Genomic DNA, 19,762 nt, shown 5'->3' with positions numbered 1-19,762 from the left:
CGGAAGATCTGGAGGAGCTGGATAGCAGATATCCGCTGTTTACTTGGTATTCACGTCCACACGTCCACACGTCCACACGTCCACACGTCCACGTTTCTCAGTTTCTCGGAGAAGGATGCGGATTAGGCACTGGCCGTCATCTGAAGACGGTCAATCTTTAGATATAGGCCACGGCGTGTGAGACCCAGTTCGCGAGCGGCGCGAGAGATGTTGCCACGGTGTTTGTCGAGAGCTTCTCGAATCATCTTGCGCTCGACTTCGGCGAGAGCTTCGCCGAGCGTCGCGTTTGCCGGGACAGTGACTGAGGAGTTCTGGCCGAACGCGGCCGCGCCCGCCGGCGTCGCGACAGTGCGCATGCGGCTAAGTTCTGGCGAGAGTTGTTCCGCGGTGATCAAAGTGCCGTCTTCCGACCGGGCCACCACCCGCTGCACTTCGTTGCACAATTGACGAACATTGCCTGGCCAATCCGCGACCATCAGCAGATCGACAGCTTGAGGAGCGATGTGAATGTCTCTTCGTCCAAACTTTGCTGAATAGTGATTCACGTAGTAATTGACGATGGTGGGAATCTCGGAGCGCCTTTCACGCAAGGGCGGCACCCGCAGCCGAATGACATTCAACCGGTAGTAAAGGTCTTCGCGAAAACGGCCGTCCGCAACCATCTCTTCGAGATCGGTATTCGTAGCCGCGATGATCCGGACATCAACTTTGATTGGCCGCTGTTCGCCAAGTGGCTGAATCTCACCTTCCTGCAAAAACCGCAGAAGCTTTGGCTGCACGTCGAGGGGCAAATCGCCGATTTCATCCAGAAACAACGTTCCACCTGCGGCGGTGCGAATCACGCCGTCGGAGTCTTTTACTGCTCCGGTGAACGCCCCGCGCCGGTAGCCGAACAGATATCCCTCTGAAAGTTCTTTCGGCACCGCCGTGCAATTGAAGGGCACGAAAATCTTGTCCCGGCGCGAAGAGAGCGCGTGAATCGCCCGCGCGACCAACTCTTTGCCGGTGCCCGATTCACCTGTTACCAAAACCGTCACGTCTGACGATCGAATCTTGTGCACTTCTTCGACCAGGCGGGTCATGGCTGGGCTGGAATGAATGAAGCCGGGCATGAGGCTCGCGCCGCTTAAGGTGTTGCCATCGTCTGAACGCTGGCTTAAAGAGGTGCGCGAGCGCAAAGCGCACACATCCATTCCTAATTCCACTACGCGCAAAAGTGGATCGAGCGAAACGCTGCCGGGAAGTTGCGCGCGATTCGCAGGCGAAATCAAAAGCGTGGCCGGCAAGGCATCGTTCGACTTGAGCGTGATAAGCGCGACGTCGTGTTTCTTAATAAACGCGACTTGCGCCGCGTCCGTCTCAACCGACGCATAATCATCAGCCAGCGCAGTTGCCGCATTGTTTTCAAGCCCATGAGCGACTACGACACGCTGACGTCCCTCTTCCTCGGGCTCGAGGATTACGATTCGTTTTGCGTTGGTTTCCTGATTGATGACTGCCGCCAACTCGCGGAGCAACAGCGCGCGCGAAGCCACGGCCTCGGTCAGACGCAAGGTCAGCAGTTGTGACAGCGCTGAATGCTCCTGGCGCGTGGCGGGCGTGGACTTCTCCAGGTCGCGCGTCGCGGTTTCAGCTCGGTCGAGATCAAGGCGAGCGCCAAGTTCTCGAAACGTATTAACCGCCCGCGCTAACTGTTCCGCGGCGCGGTCCGGATGGCCCAGTGCGTAAGCTCTTCCGAGCTCATAATGCGCGCGCGCTGCGCGGTAACGGTCTCCCAACAAGTCGAAGATCGAAACACTGCGGCCGAAATGCTGCGCCGCCATTTCCGGATCGTTCCGCAACATCTCTTCGAGGCCATGCAGTCTTTGCGCCTCACCGGCCAGCAACAGGTCCGCCGTCGAATCGGTAATTTGTTCACCGACCTTTTTTAGGTTAGCGCTGCAGGTTTCGAGATCGCCGAGCGCGAGAGAGGCTTCCGCCACGATTAACTGTGACTCACAGATGGCATTACGGTCAGTGATATTTCTCGCAGTTTCCAGAGCGCTTTTCGCACTCGCCAGCGCATCGCTGGTTTGCCCCATCGCGAGGTAGCACTTGCTCAAGGTCCGCAGGGCCTGGCCTTCGTACCATTTGTTCGCATGTTCCTTGGCCAGTTCGACCGCGCGATCGAGATAACCTTTTGCTTCGTCGAGATCGCCACGCAACATGCGAAGCTCGCCGAGCGAATCAAGGATCATCGGAATGCGCGCATAGTTCTCGTCAACCTCGGTCGCGAGGGCGAGCGCGCGCTCAAGCGCCTGCTGTCCGCGATCCCATTGGCCAATCAGCACAAGATTGATGCCGAGGTTGTTGTAGCCGTCTGCCGCGCTGGTCTTGTGATCAGTGCGCTCGAGGTAAGCGATTCCTTTTTCGAGGTAGCGAATTCCGTCATGTGGGCGCTTCAAGAACCAGCAACCGCCCGCCATGTTTATGTAGATCCGGCCGAGCACGTAACTAGCGGGATGGTCGCCAACAAGCTTGGCCGCCTGCTCAAATTTCTCCAGAGAATCTTCGTACAGGCCCTCATACATGTCTGCCAGTCCGAGCCCCGAATACGCATCCGCCAGTCCTCTCCAGTCGCCCGCTTGCCGGTAATTCTCCAGCGCGCGCTGGGAGTAGTCCCTGGCGATGTTGTATTCGGCGATTTTTCGATAAACGCGCGCGAGAGCCCCGTAGACGGACCCGACCTCCGCGCCCTCTTCGGGCAGCGAACGCAAAGCGGTGTTCAATAGTCCGATGGCTTTGGGATGATCGCCGCTGTTGGTGTGGGCCAGAGCGATCTGAACAGTGATTTTTGTCCCCAGTGACGGGTCCAATTTGGCGCGGGCTTCGGTGGATTCGTACATGCTGACTGCCGCGAGCGAATCGCGAAAATGGCCCAGCATTTCGAGTGCAATTGAGAGAACGCAACGCGCTTCTGCCAGCACCGCCGGTTGGTTGGCCGCTCGGGCCATAAGCGAATTCAGCCGCGTGCGGGCCTCAGAGGACATTCCGCGATCGAGCAATTCGCGAATTGATTCCAACTCAGCGTACAGCTCTTCAGCGGATGCTTTGCCGCGCAAACGCAGATGCGTGCGGGCGCGTTCGAGGTCGACCACGGCGTTCTTTTCTCTGGAGTCATTCACAAGGGGAACCTTCTGGCCGCAGTAATGGCCACGAATTTATGTTGCTGAAAGAAGCAATAAACAAGGAATGACTTACACTTTTCACGTTCGAACCCACGGGGCAGGTCAATGCGGGCGCTGAGAGAGTCGCCCACTCTTGCCGAAAGACGCCCTGAAAATAGCACGAGTTACGTCAGGCGTCACGAAATTCGCCAGGCCGATAGTGATCACAAACGCGGGCCAGGATCGATAGTCTGCCGATTCCTTGACACCCCTCAGACCGCCACTTATCATGCTTGTTTCCGCGTCTGCCGGGATTGTTGTCTGATGTATGTTCGAGTCGCTTTCCGACAAACTCAAGCGGACGCTGAAGAACCTGCGCGGCGAAGGCGTCCTCACGAAAGACCACGTTGACGCGGCGCTGCGCGAAATCCGTCTGGCGCTGCTCGAAGCCGACGTAAATTACAAGGTCGCCAAGGATTTTATCGCTTCGGTCAAAGAAAAGGCCGAAGGACAGCAGGTTTGGCTCGAGTTAAAGCCGTCCGAACAAGTCGTCAAGATTGTTTTTGATGAGCTGGTTGAACTGCTGGGCGGGCAATCGTCGCGGCTGGTTTTCACAAAAACGACGCCGAACACGGTGATGATCGTCGGCCTGCAGGGTTCAGGTAAGACGACTTCGACCGGAAAGATTGCGCGCTGGCTGGCGGCCAATCAGCAGCGAAAGCCGCTGCTCCTGTCGACCGACGTTTACCGGCCCGCGGCGCGCGAACAGTTGAAGGTCATCGCCAAGGCGACGGGCCAATCGATCTTTGAAAAGCCTGAGACGAACGATCCGCTGGAGTTGACGCGTGAAGCTTTAAAGCATGCGCGCGACACCGGCTATGACACGCTCTTGATCGACACGGCCGGAAGACTTCACATCGACGACGAGTTGATGGAGGAACTGGTCAACATCAAGAACGAAACGCATCCGGTCGAGATTCTTTTCGTCGCCGATGCCATGACTGGTCAGGACGCGGTCAGATCAGCGGAAGAGTTTCATGCGCGTATCGGCATTACCGGCGTCGTGTTGACGAAGATGGATGGAGACGCACGCGGCGGCGCGGCGCTCTCGATCAAGCAAGTCATCGGACAGCCCGTTAAGTTCGTGGGCGTGGGCGAGAAGTACGACGCGCTTGAACCGTTCTATCCCGATCGGGTTGCCCAGCGCATTCTGGGAATGGGCGACGTGCTGTCGCTGATCGAACAGGTCCAGGACAAGATCGATCAGGATGACGCTGAGGCGCAGCTTAAGAAGCTACAGAAGAATCAATTCACGCTCGATGATTTTCGTTCGCAACTCAGGCAGGTAAAGAAGCTCGGATCTTTCTCAAAGATTCTGAAGCTGTTGCCGGACCAGCTGCTGGGCGGAGTCGGCATGCCCGACTTGACCGACGAGCAGTCGGCGCTGATGGAAAAAGAGATGCGCCGCACTGAGGCGATCATTGATTCGATGACGCGCGAGGAGCGCACGAATCACATGATCCTAAACGCGAACCGGCGGCGTCGCATCGCGCGCGGATCGGGCTCAACGGTGCAGCAGGTAAATTCGCTGATCAAGCAGTACACCGAAATGCGCCGGATGATGCAGCAGCTTTCGAGCTCAGGAATGTTTGGCGGCGGCGTCGGCGGCAAGATGATGCGTCGCATGGCCGGCATGCCGGGAATGGATGGCGGCGGCGATTCGATGATGCCGGGTTTACCGGCGGGCCCGTCGCGCAAGAAGAAGAAAAAGAAGAAGCGAAGACGGTAAGTCTGTTTCAGATTGTTTAGAGGCGGGCGTTGCCCGCCGATTAGTGAAGGAGAAATAACTTGTTAGCAATCAGATTAATGCGAATGGGCGCGAAGAAGCGTCCCAGCTATCGCGTAGTAGTAAAGGAAAAGCAGTCGAAGCGTGACGGCGCGTACCTCGAAAATCTTGGTACGTACAATCCGACGCGCGAGCCCGCGGAAATCAATCTCAAGGCCGATCGCGTCGAGTACTGGATCAGTAAGGGCGCGCAGCCGACGGACACCGTGCGGCGCTTGATTAAACAAGCGGGGAAGAACCAGGCGACTGCGGGCGAGCCGCAGGCTGAGGCTGCCTAGTTCAGTGGCACAGACTTCAGTCTGTGGTTTCGTTCGGTGAAATCTCAGATTAAAGTCTGTGCCACAAAATTAATTACCGATGCGCGACACGATCGAAATGGTAGTAAAGGCCCTCGTCGATGACGGCGACGCTGTTGACGTGCGCGAGATCGACCGCAATGGCACCACCAGGATCGAGGTTCGCGTCGCGCAGCCCGACATGGGTAAGGTCATTGGTAAGCAGGGACGAACGGTGCGCGCGCTGCGTTCGCTGGTTTACGCTGCGGGCTTAAAGCAGAATCGGCGATATGTTTTGGACGTGGTTGAATGAAGTGGCACAGACTTTAGTCTGTGATTAACCATGGCAACAAATCACAGACTAAAGTCTGTGCCACCTGATTCGGAAGACGTTGTTGTCGTCGCGCGCATCGTGAAAACGCGTGGGTTGCGCGGCGAGCTGGTTGCGGACCTGCTGACGGATTTTCCGGATCGGTTTGAGAATTTGAAGTCGCTGATCGGGCTTTCACCTGACGAGAGCCGAAGATCTTTGGAAATTGAAGAACAGTGGTTCCACGGCAAGCGGCTGGTGCTGAAGTTCGCCGGCTTCGATACGATTGACGCCGCGAAGGAACTCGTCAATTACACGCTGGCGGTTCCGGCCGAAGAACGCATCGAACTGCCGGAAGACAGCTTCTACGAATGGGAGTTGATTGGCTGTCGCGTAGAAACAATTGGCGGCGAGCTCGTCGGCGAAATTGCCGGGGTGATGCGAACCGGAGGCGTCGAGATTCTGAAGGTGGTTGATCACACTGGTCGGGACCGATTGATTCCGATGGCCAGCGACATCGTCGTCGAGATTGACAAAGAGAAGAAGCTGGTTCGGATTGATCCTCCGGAGGGCCTTCTGGAACTTTAGAACTGACCCAATGATTCATTGATCCATTGAGTCAATGAAGAAATGATTCAATGATTCAATCGTCATGCTTCGCGTCGATATCATCACGATCTTCCCGGATTACTTTCGCGAAGTGTTCGAGTACGGAATTATTCGCCGCGCCAGGGCGGCGAGCTTAGTTGAAATTAAGGCGCACGACCTCAGGTCGTGGACCACGGACAAGCACAAGGTTGTTGACGACCGGCCATTCGGCGGCGGCGACGGCATGGTGCTAAAGCCGGAACCGATCTTTGCAGCCGTTGAATCGTTGACCGGTGCCCGACGACGCGCAGATGTGCCGGGGGGAAAACGCGTAGTGCTGCTCTCACCGCAGGGCAAGCAGTTTACGCAGTCCACCGCGACCGAATTCGCAAAATCAGAGCAACTGGTTTTAATTTGCGGGCGCTATGAAGGCGTCGATGAACGCGTCGCGGACGCGCTTGTCACCGATGAAGTTTCGATTGGCGATTACGTCTTGTCCGGCGGAGAGCCGGCCGCGCTGGTCGTGGTCGATGCGGTCGTTCGATTGATACCCGGCGCCTTGGGAAGCGAAACGTCGGCTACGACTGAGTCGTTTTCGGATGGCCTGCTCGACTATCCGCATTACACGCGGCCGCCGGACTTCGAAGGCATGCACGCACCGGAAGTTTTGTTGACCGGCCATCATGCTGAGATCGAGCGTTGGCGTCAGGAAGCCGCGCGAGACAAGACGAAACGCAATCGCCCGGATCTTTTAAAGGAAGGTACTTAGTACTTTGTGCTTAGTTCTTTGACCGGCAGGGCCGGTACGATACGTCCCTGGAGAGATCGAAGCACAAAGCACTAAGTACAAAGCACAGCATTTGTTTGGAGTTAATCATGAACCGCTTAGATACAATCGAGAATACACAGCTACGAACTAACATTCCGGATTTTCAGCCGGGCGATACGGTCCGAGTTCACGTTCGGATCAAAGAATCAGAAACGAAAGAACGCTTGCAGGCTTTTGAAGGCGTTTGCATTGCGCGTAAGCATGGTGGCGCGCGCGAGACGATCACCGTGCGTAAGACCAGCTTTGGCGTGGGTGTCGAAAGAATCTTTCCCTTGCACGCCACGATCATCGATCACATCGATGTGGTGAAAAGGGGTCACGTGCGTCGCGCCAAGCTTTACTATCTGCGAAATCTCCGCGGCAAGGCAGCTCGTATTCGTGAACGCGACACGCGTCAGACCGCGGTCGCCGAAGCCGCTACCGTTGGTGGCGGCGGCGCGGCGGCTGAAGGCAAGGAATAGGTGACGGAAGCCCGCGCGCAAGCAAGGGCCACTTTATGAGATCTCAAATTTGAGATGTGAGATCTCAACAACCCTCCCTCCACGTCGGGCTTCCGACACGAACCATCGTGCACATCGCTATTGACGCGCATTCCGTCGGAGCCCAGCTCGCCGGCAATGAAACCTACGCCGTCAATTTGATCGAAGCCCTCGCCGAAATCGATCAAGCCAATCAATACACGCTCTACGTTACAAAACAGTCAGCGGCCGATCGGTTCAAGAACCGCTGGGCTAACTTCGAGGTAAAACGCACGCTGCCGCACACGCCGCTCGTGCGGATTCCTCTAATCCTTTCAGCGGAGCTGCGGCGAAACCCCGTAGATGTGCTTCACGTGCAATATACCGCGCCGCCCCTTGCGCCCTGCGCCGTGGTCGCGACGATTCACGATTTGTCTTTTGAGCACCTGCCGGAAACTTTTAATCGTCGCAGTCGGACGCAACTCCGCCTGACGGTTCGACGAACCGCGCGCAACGCGGCACAGATTCTCACGCTGTCGGAATTTTCTCGCCGTGATGTAATCGAAACTTACGCTATTGATCCTGACCGCGTAGCGGTTACGCCGGCGGCGGCGCCCGCTCACTTCCGACCGGTGACGAATGAAACAAATCTGGGACGGATTCGAGCGACTCACGCGATTGAGCGCGATTACATTTTGGCCCTGGGATCGATCCAGCCACGCAAGAATTTGGTTCGGCTCATCAACGCGTATTCGTCTCTGTGGAAGCAGCGACAGAATCTCGCGATGCCGCAACTAGTTATCGCTGGCAAGCGGGGCTGGCTGGAAGGCGAAACGATGCGCGCGGCTGAAATGAGCGCCGGCGCGCATGACATTCGCTTCATTGGCTATGTGGCAGAGCCGAATCTCCCGGAGCTCTTCAGCGGCGCCTTATGTTTTGCTTATCCGTCCTATTTCGAAGGCTTTGGCTTGCCGGTTCTCGAAGCAATGCAGTGCGGCACGCCCGTGCTGGCGGGTAATCGCACGAGCTTGCCGGAAGTGGCGGGCGATGCCGCGCTGTTAGTCGATCCCTTCGATGAAACCGCCATCGCAGATGCGCTGAGAAGCCTGATTGAAAACCCAGGCCGCCGCGATGATTTACGCGTCAAAGGCATCGAAAGGGCGAAGCGATTTAGTTGGCAACAAACCGCGCGACTGACTTTGGAAGCTTATGAGCGCGGTCAATCAAAGAGGTAATGCGGCTTGCCCCCGGAGTGGCATCAATGAATGGCGACGAGTAAGGATTTTTTCTCGACTTGCTTGCCCCTTCTGTGATTTGATGTAGCACTCGCCCTGATCTAATTTATGCGTCTTGCGATTCTCGGAACGCGTGGAATTCCGGCCAGCTACGGCGGGTTCGAAACGTTTGCTGAGCACCTCTCCACGCGCCTCGTCGCGCGCGGGCATGAGGTGACGGTTTATTGCCGATCGCACTACACCAGTCCACGCCAACTCGAATTCCAGGGCGTGCGGCTGCGGGTCCTGCCGACGATCCATCACAAGTATCTGGATACCGTTGTGCACACGTTTCTTTCGGCGCTTCATGCGGCGCCGCAACGTTACGACGCGGCGCTGATTTGTAATGCCGCGAATGCGCCATTCACTCCCATTCTGCGATGGACGCGAACGCCGGTGGCGATCAATGTGGACGGCCTTGAGCACAAGCGGAAGAAGTGGAACTTCATTGGACGCACGTACTATCTGCTGGCGGAACGACTCGCGACGATTTTGCCGAACGAGACAGTGACGGACGCGCGCGTGATTCAGGACTATTACCGGACGCGTTACGGCGTGGACTCAACGATGATTGCATACGGCGCCGACGTAGAAAGACGGCCCGATCCGCTCGTCCGTCGTTGGCGAGTCGAACCAAACCGTTACGTACTGTATGTTTCGCGACTGGAGCCTGAGAATAACGCCCATCTCGTGATCGAAGCGTTCAAGCGCGTGCGGACGGCGCACAAGCTTCTAATCGTCGGTGACGCGCCTTACGCTCATCAATACATAGCAGAGCTGAAGCGCCGCGCGCGCGGCGACAAACGGATACTTTTCACCGGGTTTGTGTTCGGCCGCGACTACCGTACTTTGCAGCAAAACGCCTACTGCTACGTGCACGCGACTGAAGTCGGAGGGACCCACCCCGCGTTGTTGGAGGCGATGGGCTTTGGCAATTGCGTGCTCACGCTGGCGGCGCCAGAAAACATGGAAGCGATTGGCGACGCTGGAATTCCGTACACGGACGAGACGGATTTAACCGAGAAGTTGCAGCGCGTGTTGCGCGACGGCTCGCTGGTTCACGCATACCGCAACCGGGCGCAGACGCGTGTGCAACAGAAGTACGACTGGGATTACGTCGTGGACCGCTACGAAGAGTTGTTCGCGCGAATGGCTGGGCAGTCACCACCTGAACGACAAACCTCCCAACTTCACTCTGAGCAAACAGAGGAGCACCTGTTCAGTCGCTCGGCTTCAGCTTAAGACCGGTCGGAATAGCCTCAGAAACGCTGCGCCGAAAATTGCGACAGCCGGTAATCCACTGCCGGCCAATCACTTGCCTGAAATTCCCTGCCATTAAGTTGCGTTAACTTGAACCTGGGATTATTCTGCCTCCGCTTTTGCTGTTGCCCAGATATGGCTATCAGACAGAACCAAGTACGTGAGACAGACTACCGACGCGTCGCCAGTGAGCATCAGTGGCAATCGAGGGATTGGTTTAGATTTCGAACCGTTAGCGTAAGCGGGGAACAAACGCTAACGGCGAGGGACCCAGGTTAGAACAGTGACAGCGCCCACATCACAGCTTCCGTGAGGTCGGTTATATCGACCACGGGCGCAGCCGGTGGAGACAAAGTCTCTCCGGGAAGGGACGAAGGTTCATTTACGGACTGACCGGGGCACGGTGGCGAGAGCGTTTCACCCGGGGCGCACGGAGGTGTCCCGGTTTCTCCGGCGAAAGCGGCCGCCGACAAAACACAGATGAAGGTCAAAGAGAGAGATAGTTTTCTCAGATATGTCATTTCGTTTCTCCTTAGGTCGTTGACTGACTTTGCGAAGTTGAACAACAATGCGAAGCGTTTCAGCCGTTTGAGTAAGGCTTATGAGATCAGCAATCCGCGCAGATCCTTCGCAGCGCCACGATTTTATCATTCATGGACAAAGGCCCACCTCACATGAACTTAACGTCGCAGCTAACTCCGCTCCGAGGCGATAATAGCGAGTTTTCACTTAATGAAACCGCTGACCTTGCCTGCCGCGTGGCCAAACGGCTCGAAAAGGCTGGGGAATACGAAGAAGCTTATGAAGCTCTCATCGCATTCTGGCCCGATCGCAACGAGCCGCCGAGAGTGCTGGGGCTTGACGAAGATCGGAAAGCGGAAGTTCTACTCAGAATTGGCGCGTTAGCAAGCTGTCTAGGTGGAGCAGACCAAACTCCGGCAAGCCAAGAGACCGCGAAGAACCTCATCACGCGGAGCACAGATATTTTTCAAGCGCAGGGCTTGACCGAGCGCGTGGCTGAATCCCGTGGTGAGCTTGCATTGTGTTATTGGCGCGAAGGTGCGTACGACGAGGCCCGGGTTACACTCGACGATGCGCTAAGGATGGTAGGCAGCAACGATTCCGATTTAAAAGCGATACTGCTAATTCGTGCTGGACTGGTTGAGATTTACGCTCAAAGGCTTCAGGAGGCGATTCGGTACTCTGAGATGGCCGCTCCTCTCGTAGAACAAAGTTTAGACGCCGCTTTAAAAGGAAGTTTTCATAACCATTACGGAATGATTTTCCGGCGACTCGCCGTGCCTGAAAACCGCGAGGATTATATCGATCGCGCTCTCATCGAATACGCTGCTGCCGGTATTCATTTTGAAGAAGCAGGAAACACGCGCCATCTCGCTCGTGTCGAAAACAATCTCGGCTTTCTTTACTTCACCATCGGGCGGTATCAGGACGCGCACTACCATCTGGATCGTGCTCGCGATCTGTTTCTGCAACTGAAGGACGTTGGAACCGCCGCGCAGGTTGATGAGACGCGTGCGCGTACTCTTCTCGCCGAAGGTAACCTGAAGAGCGCCGAGCGGACGATCAAGGCCGCCGTCAGAGTCCTCGAGAAGGGCGGACAACAGGCGGTCCTGGCTGAGGCGCTTACGACCCAGGGAATTATCGCGGCCCGCACGGGGAACGAGGCGCGCGCCGCGTTGCTGCTACAACGAGCGATCGTTGTTGCGGAAACAGTCGGCGACCGCGAAGGTTCAGGTCGCGCGCACCTGACGATTGTCGAGGAACTTGGCAGTCAAACGGGAGTCAGGCAGCTCGTGGAGATCTACCAGTCGGCCGTAGAGTTGCTCGAGCATTCTCAGGATCCGGCGACGCACAAGCGCCTGATTTCCTGCGCGCGTAAAGTGATTGCCGCGTTGCTGGTGGAGAAACCCGGCGGGAGTTTTATGCCGAAGCCCGATTCTTGGGAGGGATTTTCCCTGCGCCGGGAAATCAAGAAAATCGAAAGAAACCTGATCGAACGCTCGCTTCGCGAAGCATCCGGTTCCGTAACGAAAGCCTCGCAAATGCTGGGCTTCAAACATCACCAGAGTCTCGTGTCGCTGCTCAACAACCGGCACAAGGATCTGATCGGGCACCGTACGGCGGTGCGAAAGCGGCGACGGCATTTGTTTTCGCAACCCGCGCGGACTAAACAAAGAACTGCCACCGCGGAGCCCGAGATTGATCCCGATCAGCTAGCGATCCTGCACGTCGAAGACAACAGACCCCTGGCGCGACGCGTAAACGAAAGGCTGTCTAACGGTGGATTCCATGTCCAGTCGTGCTCGGACGGGCTGGCAGCGTGGGAAATCTTAAAGACGAGTGCGCGGTGTGACGTGCTGATTGTCGATAACAATCTGCCCGGGTTGAGCGGACTTGAGCTTATCCTGAGGGTTCGCAGCATCGTCCACCGACGCACCTTGCCAATCATCATGGTCTCAGCTGACGATGTCGAAAAAGAAGCCTGGCGTGCCGGCGTTGACGCTTTTCTGCGAAAGACCGAAGCCGTCGATAAGCTGGTGGGAACTATTGGCCGGCTCCTCGACGAACGCGAACCGAATAACTGATCACTTACCCTCTTTATAAACCGCCGCCCCCGCGATCGTTGCAATGATTGACGTGACCAGATGAAATGTAGCGACCTTCAGCCACAAGGCATGCGAAAAGAACCCGAGCGGAATGAACTGCGCCGGGCCGGTAACTGAAAAAGCAATCCACATAACGATGCCTGCCAGCGCCGCGGCCGCCGGACCGGGTTTCCAACACACTCGCAACATCACGTAGAGCGACATCGCCAAAATCCCGCGCCCCAGCTCAAAGATGAAGAAGTACAAAAGGTTAGACGTGCTATGTACAGGGGGGCGACTGCCGAGCGCGGTATAAACCGCTGTCCAATCGGCGACGACGAGGCGCTCATGAAAGAACCCGTCGCTGAAAAACATGATGAGCGCGGCGATCAGAATGCCGATGATCATCCGAAGCCAATTCGTTCGGGGCATTGGTAGTCTCCTTTTTGAATTGCGTTCCTCGCTGAACGAGAAGCGCGGGTGAGATTACGAACTGCTATTTGACTGCCTTGATGTTCGCCGGTTTTGCGAACAATGAATCAGCCAGTGGCTTGTTGAATTCGATGGTTTCGTAATTGATGCGACTGGTTTGCACGCCGTTGCGAAAATGATCGATCACGAACGGCGCGCTCACGCCGGCGACCGCGACCGGTTTAAAAAACCGATCCTCCTCGGTTGTTTCGAACATTTCGTCGGTGTCAGGATTTTTCTGTTGGCGCTTGTAAATGGCTTTCGCTGGTGTGCCCTCGGCGGCCGCAAACTCGTATTCGATCCAAAAGCCATCCGGATAAGTCAGCTTCACGGCTTCGTTACGGCGACCCAAACTAGCTTCACGACGGCCGACGTAGCTCAACGTAGCGCCTTCTTTGCGCCACCAGCCGCGCAAAAGGTTCTCCATGCTCGTGCGCATGGCATTGCGAAAGTCTTCGACCTGTTTCGCGGTCTGGTCTTTCAAGGATTTCCCGGCCGCATCGAACATCCATCCCTCGTTCTGATAATTGGTCTGAATAATTCGGTTTCCTTCGCCGATGAATTCGGTCCGCTCGCGATCGGGATACGCGATGTAATCGACGAAGCGGAGCGGCACACCCGAAACACCGTCGTGGTATGTCGTGTAGAAGCCCCGCCCAATGACCGTTTTAACGTTCAAGTAAGCGTCGCCGCCGATGGCTTTAATAGCTTTCTGAACAACCTGCTCGGCTTTCTCGTCGCTGGTCTTAACTGCAGCGTCGGATTGCGCCAGACACGAAGTGACGGAAACGAGGATTGCTAATAGGGCGACGGTAACTTTTCGGTAAGACATGAAGTGTGAAGTTGGTCCCATCAGTCTGATTCGGGGGATTACAGCACAAAATGAAAAGAGCCTCAACACCAGGGTTGAGGCTCTCTTTTCTTTACGTTTTCAGGAAGGCCTAGTCGCCATTTGATTGAACGACCGAACCGTCTTCAGCGCGCGCGATGATTTCACCGTCCTCGACATCGACGACGAATCGCGACGACTGCTTCCACATGTTTGTAATCGGCAGCTTAACGCGTTCGTCGATGTAACGCTTCAGGAAACGCGCGCCGTATTGCGTGCTGTAGCCTTTTTCCGTGACGTGCTCTACCGCCGCTTCCGTGACCTCGAATAACTTGCCCTGCCGTTTCATCTGGCGGCGCGTCTTGTCGAGATAGAGTTGCGCGATCTGCTTCACCTCGTCCATCGTCAACGGCGAGAAGACAATAATCTCGTCGATGCGATTGCGGAACTCAGGCGAGAAGCGCGCCTCGGCAGCTTTCATCACATCTTTCTTTACCTGACGAAAGTCGTTGCTGGTCTTGGTGCCAAAGCCGAGGGGCTTTTCGAACTTCTTGAAACTATCTGAGCCGAGGTTCGAGGTCATGATCACGATGGCGTCAGATAAGTAAACGCGACGACCACGACCGTCCGTCAGCCAGCCTTCGTCGAAAGCTTGCAGGAACAGATTCATCAGGTACGGATTGGCTTTCTCGACTTCGTCGAGCAGCAGCACCGTATATGGATTCTCGCGCAATTGCTCAGTCAGAATTCCGCCGCGCTCTGAACCCACAATGCCGCGCGGCATGCCGATCAGTTTCTCGATGCCGATGGTGCCGTCGCTGTATTCCGACATGTCGAGGCGAATCATCTTCTGCTCATCACCGAACATGAATTCGGCGACGGCTTTGGCCAATTCTGTTTTGCCGACACCGGTCGGACCGAGGAACAGCAACACGCCGTCAGGTTTGTAATGCGATTCTTTCAGCGGTCCTTTGTTCAAACGCAGGCGCTGCGCGACAGCTTTGATAGCGTCCTTTTGGCCAATGACTCGCTGCGCCAGCTGCGCTTCGATCAACGCGAACCGATCACTCGTGTCGCGAAAGATCATGTCGCGCGGAATCCGCGACTCCTGCGAAATCACGTCGATCACATGCTCGGGCTTTACGACCATTGTGTGCGGTTCGTTGATTTCAACTTTAACCGCAGCAGTGTCGAGCCAGCCGATCGCTTTGTCCGGTAGATGCAGATTCCGGATGTACTTCGGCGCCATTTCGAGGGCCGTGTTGATCGCTTCGTCGGAAATTTGAACTGAGTAGTTTCTTTCCAGACGAGGCCGGACGCCGAGCAGAATTTCGCGTGTCTCAACGATCGAAGGCTCGTCTACTTTCACCAGACGGAAGCGTCGCGCCAGCGCCTCGTCTTCCGCGATGTACTCCTTGTACTCCGTCAACGTAGTCGCGCCGATGATCCGGAGTTCGCCCTTTGCCAATGACGACTTGAACATGTTCGCGGCGTCCGAAGACGTGCCGAGGGCGGCGCCGGCGCCGATGATCGTGTGCGCTTCGTCGATGAACAGGATCAGATTGTCGCGTTCTTTGACTTCGTCGATGATGCCTTTGATGCGCTCTTCGAACATGCCCCGCAGCATGGTGCCGGCCACAATGCCGCCCATCTGCAATTGCACTACGTGCGAGTTACGCAAGCGCGCGGGAACTCTCTCGGGTTCGAGTTCAATCATCCGGGCCAGGCCTTCGATCACTGCAGTCTTGCCTACGCCGGGCTCACCGACCAGCATCGGCGAGTTCGCCCGTTCACGGTGACAAAGAATCTCGATGATTTGCTGAATTTCTCTTTCGCGCCCGATGGTCGGCGCAATTTTATCCTGGCGCGCCATGCGATTGAGCGACACGCCGAAGTGTTTCAAATATGCGGGCAGCTCAAACTTCTTCCGGTATTGTTCTTCCTGACGCTCACGCTCATCAACGTTAGTTTTGATGCGCTCGACAACCAGGTCGGGTGTGGCGCCCAGGCCGCGCAGGACTTCTACCAAAAGACTGTCGTCCTTAGACAGTACGTCAAAGATGTCTGTCGATTCGATTGTCTTGCGACCGCGCGAGCGAGCCCGCTCCATCGCGCGCTTGAAAAGGTCTGTCGTGTCAGGCGCGATCCGGAATCCTTTTCCCACGTGTTGGCGCGCGTTATCAAGACGGCGATCGATTGCGCCGGTGACCGCGTCGGGATCCACGGCGAGGCTCCGAATAGTTGAGTTAAAAAGTTCCGACTCTTCCTTCGCGAGTGCGTGAATGATGTGTTCTACGGTTATGTAGTTTTGGTCGCGACGTCTCGATTCGCCCAGCGCCTTTTCGAGCACTCGCTGACCGCTATCGCCGAATTTATCTTTGTATGCCCCGAGATCAACCATGTGCTCGAAATTCCTCGTTTCCGATCCCCGTATGCTTCAATCGCGCCGCACAATTGAAGCATTGTTTGATGCCGAGAGAATATTCGCCGTTGCGTTTCAGTGCAACAGGAATATTCCCGCCAAACAGCAAGCAATTCGCTTGCCATCGTCAGTTTCTCACAAAGCCGTCGTCCGTGGGCGACATTATGCCGCGGCGGCAGCCGTGTTCGTATGAAAGACCAGTTCACCATCCTGCGCTGACACTGTCACCGTTTGGCCCGGCTGGATGTCTCCCTGTAAGAGTTTCATGGCCAGCGGGTTCTGGATCAGCGTCTGAATCGCGCGTTTCAGCGGCCGCGCACCATAACTCGGATCGTATCCTTCGCGCGCCAGCAACTCCTTCGCCGAATTGTCGAGCACGATCGAAATGTTACGTTCGTGCAACATCTGTCGCAGTCGTTCAAGTTGAACGTCCACAATTTGACTGATCTGGTCGCGCGACAACCGATGAAAGATCACTATGTCGTCAATTCGATTCAAGAACTCAGGTTTGAAGTGATCCTGTAGAACCTGCGTCACCGCCTCACGCACCTGCTTCTCGTCGTCGCTTACCTCTTGAATCTCACGCGAGCCCAGATTCGAAGTCATGATCAGAACGGTGTTCTTGAAATCAACCGTTCGGCCTTTTGAGTCCGTCAATCGACCGTCATCCAGAATCTGAAGCAAGACATTGAATACGTCCGCATGCGCCTTTTCGATCTCGTCAAAAAGAATCACGGCGTAAGGCCGCCGACGAACGGCTTCCGTAAGTTGACCGCCTTCCTCGTATCCGACATACCCCGGCGGCGCGCCGATCATTCGCGCCACCGCGTGCTTCTCCATGTACTCAGACATGTCGAGGCGCACCATCGAGCGCTCATCGTCAAAAAGAAACTCAGCGAGGGCGCGCGCCGTTTCCGTTTTGCCGACGCCCGTCGGTCCCAGAAAGATGAACGAGCCGACCGGCCGATTCGGATCCTGCAAACCCGCGCGGGCGCGTCGCACAGCATTGGCAACCGCTTGTAGTGCTTCGTCCTGGCCAATCACGCGCTGACGAAGGCGCTCTTCCATTCCCAGAAGCTTGTGCATCTCGCCTTCGAGCATCTTTGTAACCGGCACGCCGGTCCATTTTGCGACGACCTCGGCAACATCCTCTTCGTCAACTTCTTCTTTCAGAGTGACGCCGTCCAATTGCAGTGTCCCGAGTTTGGCTTGCTCGGCTTCAAGTTTCTGCTGCAGTTCGGGGATTTGGCCGTATTGAATCTCAGAGGCACGCCCCAGGTCGCCGGCGTTCCGCGCCTGATCCAACTGCAACTTGAGCTGTTCGAGTTCCGCTTTGGCGCCGCGGATGTGCTCGATGATGGCTTTCTCCGACTGCCATTTGGCTTTCATGCCCGAAGATTTTTCCTTCAGGTCGGCGATGCGTTGTTCAATCTCGCGCAGACGCGCTTTTGAGCGGTCGTCTTCTTCGCGCTGTAGTGCCTGCCGCTCGATCTCGAGCTGCATGATTTCGCGTTCAAGCTGATCGATCTCCTGGGGCAGCGAATCGATCTCAATGCGCAGCCGCGAAGCGGCTTCGTCGATCAAGTCAATCGCTTTGTCGGGCAGAAAACGATCGGTGATATAGCGATTCGAAAGCGTCGCCGCCGCCACAATCGCCGTATCCTTGATGCGGACGCCGTGATGAACTTCGTAGCGTTCTTTCAAGCCGCGCAGAATTGCAATCGTGTCTTCGACTGTCGGTTCCCCGACATAAACCTGCTGGAAGCGGCGCTCGAGCGCGGCGTCCTTTTCAATGTACTTCTTGTATTCGTTGAGCGTGGTCGCGCCCACGCAGCGCAACTCTCCTCGCGCCAAGGCCGGCTTCAACATATTGGAAGCGTCGATTGCGCCTTCGGCAGCGCCCGCGCCGACGAGAGTGTGCAGCTCATCGATGAACAGAATGATCTGACCCTGCGCCGTTTCGATTTCCTTTAAGACCGCCTTCAAGCGATCTTCAAACTCACCGCGGTACTTAGCGCCGGCCAGCATGGATCCGAGATCCAGACCGACCAGCCGCTTGTTGCGGAGCGTTTCCGGCACGTCGCCTGAAACTATTCGTTGTGCCAGGCCTTCCACGATCGCAGTTTTGCCGACGCCGGGCTCACCGATGAGCACGGGGTTGTTCTTTGTCCGGCGGGAAAGCACCTGGATCGTGCGTCGAATTTCATCGTCACGTCCGATGACCGGATCAAGCTTTCCTTGTCGCGCCAGGTCAGTCAGATCGCGCGCGTATTTCGCCAATGCCTGGTAATTAGCCTCGGCATTTTGATCGGTGATGCGCGTGCCGCCGCGTGTTTGCTCGATCACCTTGAGCAAGTCATCGCGATTAACACCATGCTGGCGGAGAATCTTGCCGGCGTCGCCGGTCTTCTCATCCGCAATCGCCAAAAGCAGATGTTCGGTCGAAACGTACTCGTCCTTCATCTCATCGGCTTGTTTTTGGGCGGCCGTGAAAACCTGGCTTAAACGGGAAGAGAAGTATTGCTGTCCGCCCTGAACGCGAGGAAAGCGCCCCACCGCCGCTTCGCAATCATTCTTAACAACCTGAATGTTCGCGCCGATTTTGCCGAGCAGCGGACGCACGATGCCCTCGGGCTGATCGAGCATCGCACAAAGCATATGTTCAGGTTCAACCTGCTGGTTCTGAGTTCGTTCAGCCAGTTCAATGGCCGATTGAATCACTTCCTGCCCGCGAAGGGTGAATTTGTCTAAGCGCATAGTGAAACTCTGGTGACTGATTTTATCAATTCTGACGATGCTGAAAGCAAACGGGGCAACTGACGATACCGCCAGCGCCCCGTCAGTACTAATCTAAACGAACTTACGCCTGGGCAGCCGAAGACTTGTCAGACTTAGCTTCGATCGTCCTTGAGGCGCCTTCGCCCTTCACCTCAATCCGGCGCGCCTTCGTTTCTTCGCGCTTCGGCAAAGTCACGCGGAGCACGCCATTTCGATAATCGGCGGATGCGCCCTCGCCTGAAACAGTGTTCGGCAAAGTGAACGAGCGCGTGAAGCTGCCGTAGGCGCGCTCAACGCGGTGATAATTGTCTGTGTCTTCCTTCTTCTCGAAGCGCCGCTCACCGCGAAGCGTGATCACATTACTTTCGACCGTCAGGTCAAAATCCTCACGGTTCATGCCGGGCAACTCAGCCTCGAGCACGATTTGCTCTTTGTTCTCGTAAATATCAACGCTCGGGCTCCATTGGCCACGCGCGATGCCTTCATCGTCGAAGGTGCGGCCTACATTCCCGGTGAAGAGCCGGTTAACTTCCTCTTGAAGATTTCGTAAATCGCGAAATGGATCGTAGCGAGTGATGGTCATGATGTAACAAACCTCCTGCAAAAACGGTGAATTCCGTGCTTTCAGGCCCTTAAATCAGCGGACACAATTGCCTGAGCACGAAGGGAT

15 protein-coding genes and 1 pseudogene are annotated in these 19,762 nt (G+C 56.2%); 9 read left to right on the top strand and 7 right to left on the bottom strand.

The features are described from left to right. Window positions 1-122: 122 nt before the first annotated feature. Window positions 123-3,164, bottom strand: a complete 3,042-nt coding sequence (locus tag VFX97_09065) for a sigma 54-interacting transcriptional regulator (GenBank protein ID HEX5703332.1) — start codon at window positions 3,162-3,164, stop codon at window positions 123-125. Between the two features lie 310 nt (window positions 3,165-3,474). Between VFX97_09065 and ffh the strand changes: the two genes are divergently transcribed. The 8 genes and pseudogenes from ffh to VFX97_09025 all read left to right on the top strand — a co-directional run bounded on the left by ffh (window position 3,475) and on the right by VFX97_09025 (window position 9,968). Further along, entirely contained in the window at window positions 3,475-4,935 is a 1,461-nt protein-coding gene (gene ffh, locus VFX97_09060) for a signal recognition particle protein (protein HEX5703331.1), read from the top strand. A 59-nt stretch (window positions 4,936-4,994) separates the two neighbouring features. Further along, window positions 4,995-5,270 carry a 30S ribosomal protein S16 gene (gene rpsP / locus VFX97_09055; GenBank protein HEX5703330.1) on the top strand — a complete coding sequence of 92 codons (276 nt, stop codon included), beginning with the start codon at window positions 4,995-4,997 and terminating at the stop codon, window positions 5,268-5,270. 79 nt (window positions 5,271-5,349) lie between these two features. Continuing rightward, on the top strand, window positions 5,350-5,580 hold the full coding sequence (locus VFX97_09050; GenBank protein ID HEX5703329.1) for a KH domain-containing protein: 231 nt from the start codon (window positions 5,350-5,352) through the stop codon (window positions 5,578-5,580). Window positions 5,581-5,610: 30 nt separating this feature from the next. Continuing rightward, window positions 5,611-6,165: a ribosome maturation factor RimM gene (rimM, locus tag VFX97_09045; GenBank protein ID HEX5703328.1), complete on the top strand. Its 555-nt coding sequence runs from the start codon at window positions 5,611-5,613 to the stop codon at window positions 6,163-6,165. Window positions 6,166-6,229: 64 nt separating this feature from the next. Then, window positions 6,230-6,934, top strand: coding sequence for a tRNA (guanosine(37)-N1)-methyltransferase TrmD (gene trmD / locus VFX97_09040; GenBank protein HEX5703327.1), 705 nt, complete (start codon window positions 6,230-6,232; stop codon window positions 6,932-6,934). A 107-nt stretch (window positions 6,935-7,041) separates the two neighbouring features. Continuing rightward, window positions 7,042-7,377, top strand: a pseudogene (gene rplS, locus VFX97_09035) (50S ribosomal protein L19). A 185-nt stretch (window positions 7,378-7,562) separates the two neighbouring features. Beyond that, the gene (locus tag VFX97_09030) at window positions 7,563-8,687 is read left to right on the top strand and encodes a glycosyltransferase family 1 protein (protein ID HEX5703326.1); all 1,125 of its coding nucleotides are present in this window, start codon (window positions 7,563-7,565) and stop codon (window positions 8,685-8,687) included. A 108-nt stretch (window positions 8,688-8,795) separates the two neighbouring features. After that, window positions 8,796-9,968: a glycosyltransferase gene (locus tag VFX97_09025; protein HEX5703325.1), complete on the top strand. Its 1,173-nt coding sequence runs from the start codon at window positions 8,796-8,798 to the stop codon at window positions 9,966-9,968. Window positions 9,969-10,261: 293 nt separating this feature from the next. Here the strand turns inward: VFX97_09025 and VFX97_09020 are convergent, their stop codons facing one another. Continuing rightward, complete coding sequence (locus tag VFX97_09020; GenBank protein HEX5703324.1) at window positions 10,262-10,507, bottom strand: hypothetical protein; 246 nt, start codon at window positions 10,505-10,507, stop codon at window positions 10,262-10,264. 153 nt (window positions 10,508-10,660) lie between these two features. On the opposite strand from VFX97_09020, the gene VFX97_09015 reads away from it, so the two are divergent. Beyond that, window positions 10,661-12,592, top strand: a complete 1,932-nt coding sequence (locus tag VFX97_09015) for a response regulator (protein ID HEX5703323.1) — start codon at window positions 10,661-10,663, stop codon at window positions 12,590-12,592. Here the strand turns inward: VFX97_09015 and VFX97_09010 are convergent, their stop codons facing one another. The 5 genes from VFX97_09010 to VFX97_08990 form a co-directional block, all read right to left on the bottom strand. Next, window positions 12,593-13,024, bottom strand: coding sequence for a hypothetical protein (locus VFX97_09010; protein ID HEX5703322.1), 432 nt, complete (start codon window positions 13,022-13,024; stop codon window positions 12,593-12,595). 64 nt (window positions 13,025-13,088) lie between these two features. Continuing rightward, window positions 13,089-13,895: a hypothetical protein gene (locus VFX97_09005; protein HEX5703321.1), complete on the bottom strand. Its 807-nt coding sequence runs from the start codon at window positions 13,893-13,895 to the stop codon at window positions 13,089-13,091. A 109-nt stretch (window positions 13,896-14,004) separates the two neighbouring features. Next, on the bottom strand, window positions 14,005-16,293 hold the full coding sequence (locus VFX97_09000) for an ATP-dependent Clp protease ATP-binding subunit (protein HEX5703320.1): 2,289 nt from the start codon (window positions 16,291-16,293) through the stop codon (window positions 14,005-14,007). A 183-nt stretch (window positions 16,294-16,476) separates the two neighbouring features. After that, window positions 16,477-19,071 (bottom strand): ATP-dependent chaperone ClpB, encoded by a 2,595-nt coding sequence (gene clpB, locus VFX97_08995; protein ID HEX5703319.1) that lies wholly within the window; start codon window positions 19,069-19,071, stop codon window positions 16,477-16,479. 103 nt (window positions 19,072-19,174) lie between these two features. After that, entirely contained in the window at window positions 19,175-19,675 is a 501-nt protein-coding gene (locus VFX97_08990; protein HEX5703318.1) for an Hsp20/alpha crystallin family protein, read from the bottom strand. Between the last annotated feature and the right edge of the window lie 87 nt (window positions 19,676-19,762).

Source organism: Pyrinomonadaceae bacterium, from assembly GCA_036277115.1.
Classification (GTDB): Bacteria; Acidobacteriota; Blastocatellia; order Pyrinomonadales; family Pyrinomonadaceae; genus UBA11740.
The sequence above is the reverse complement of the archived record's forward strand: the minus strand, read 5'-3'. Positions and strand labels throughout refer to the sequence as shown.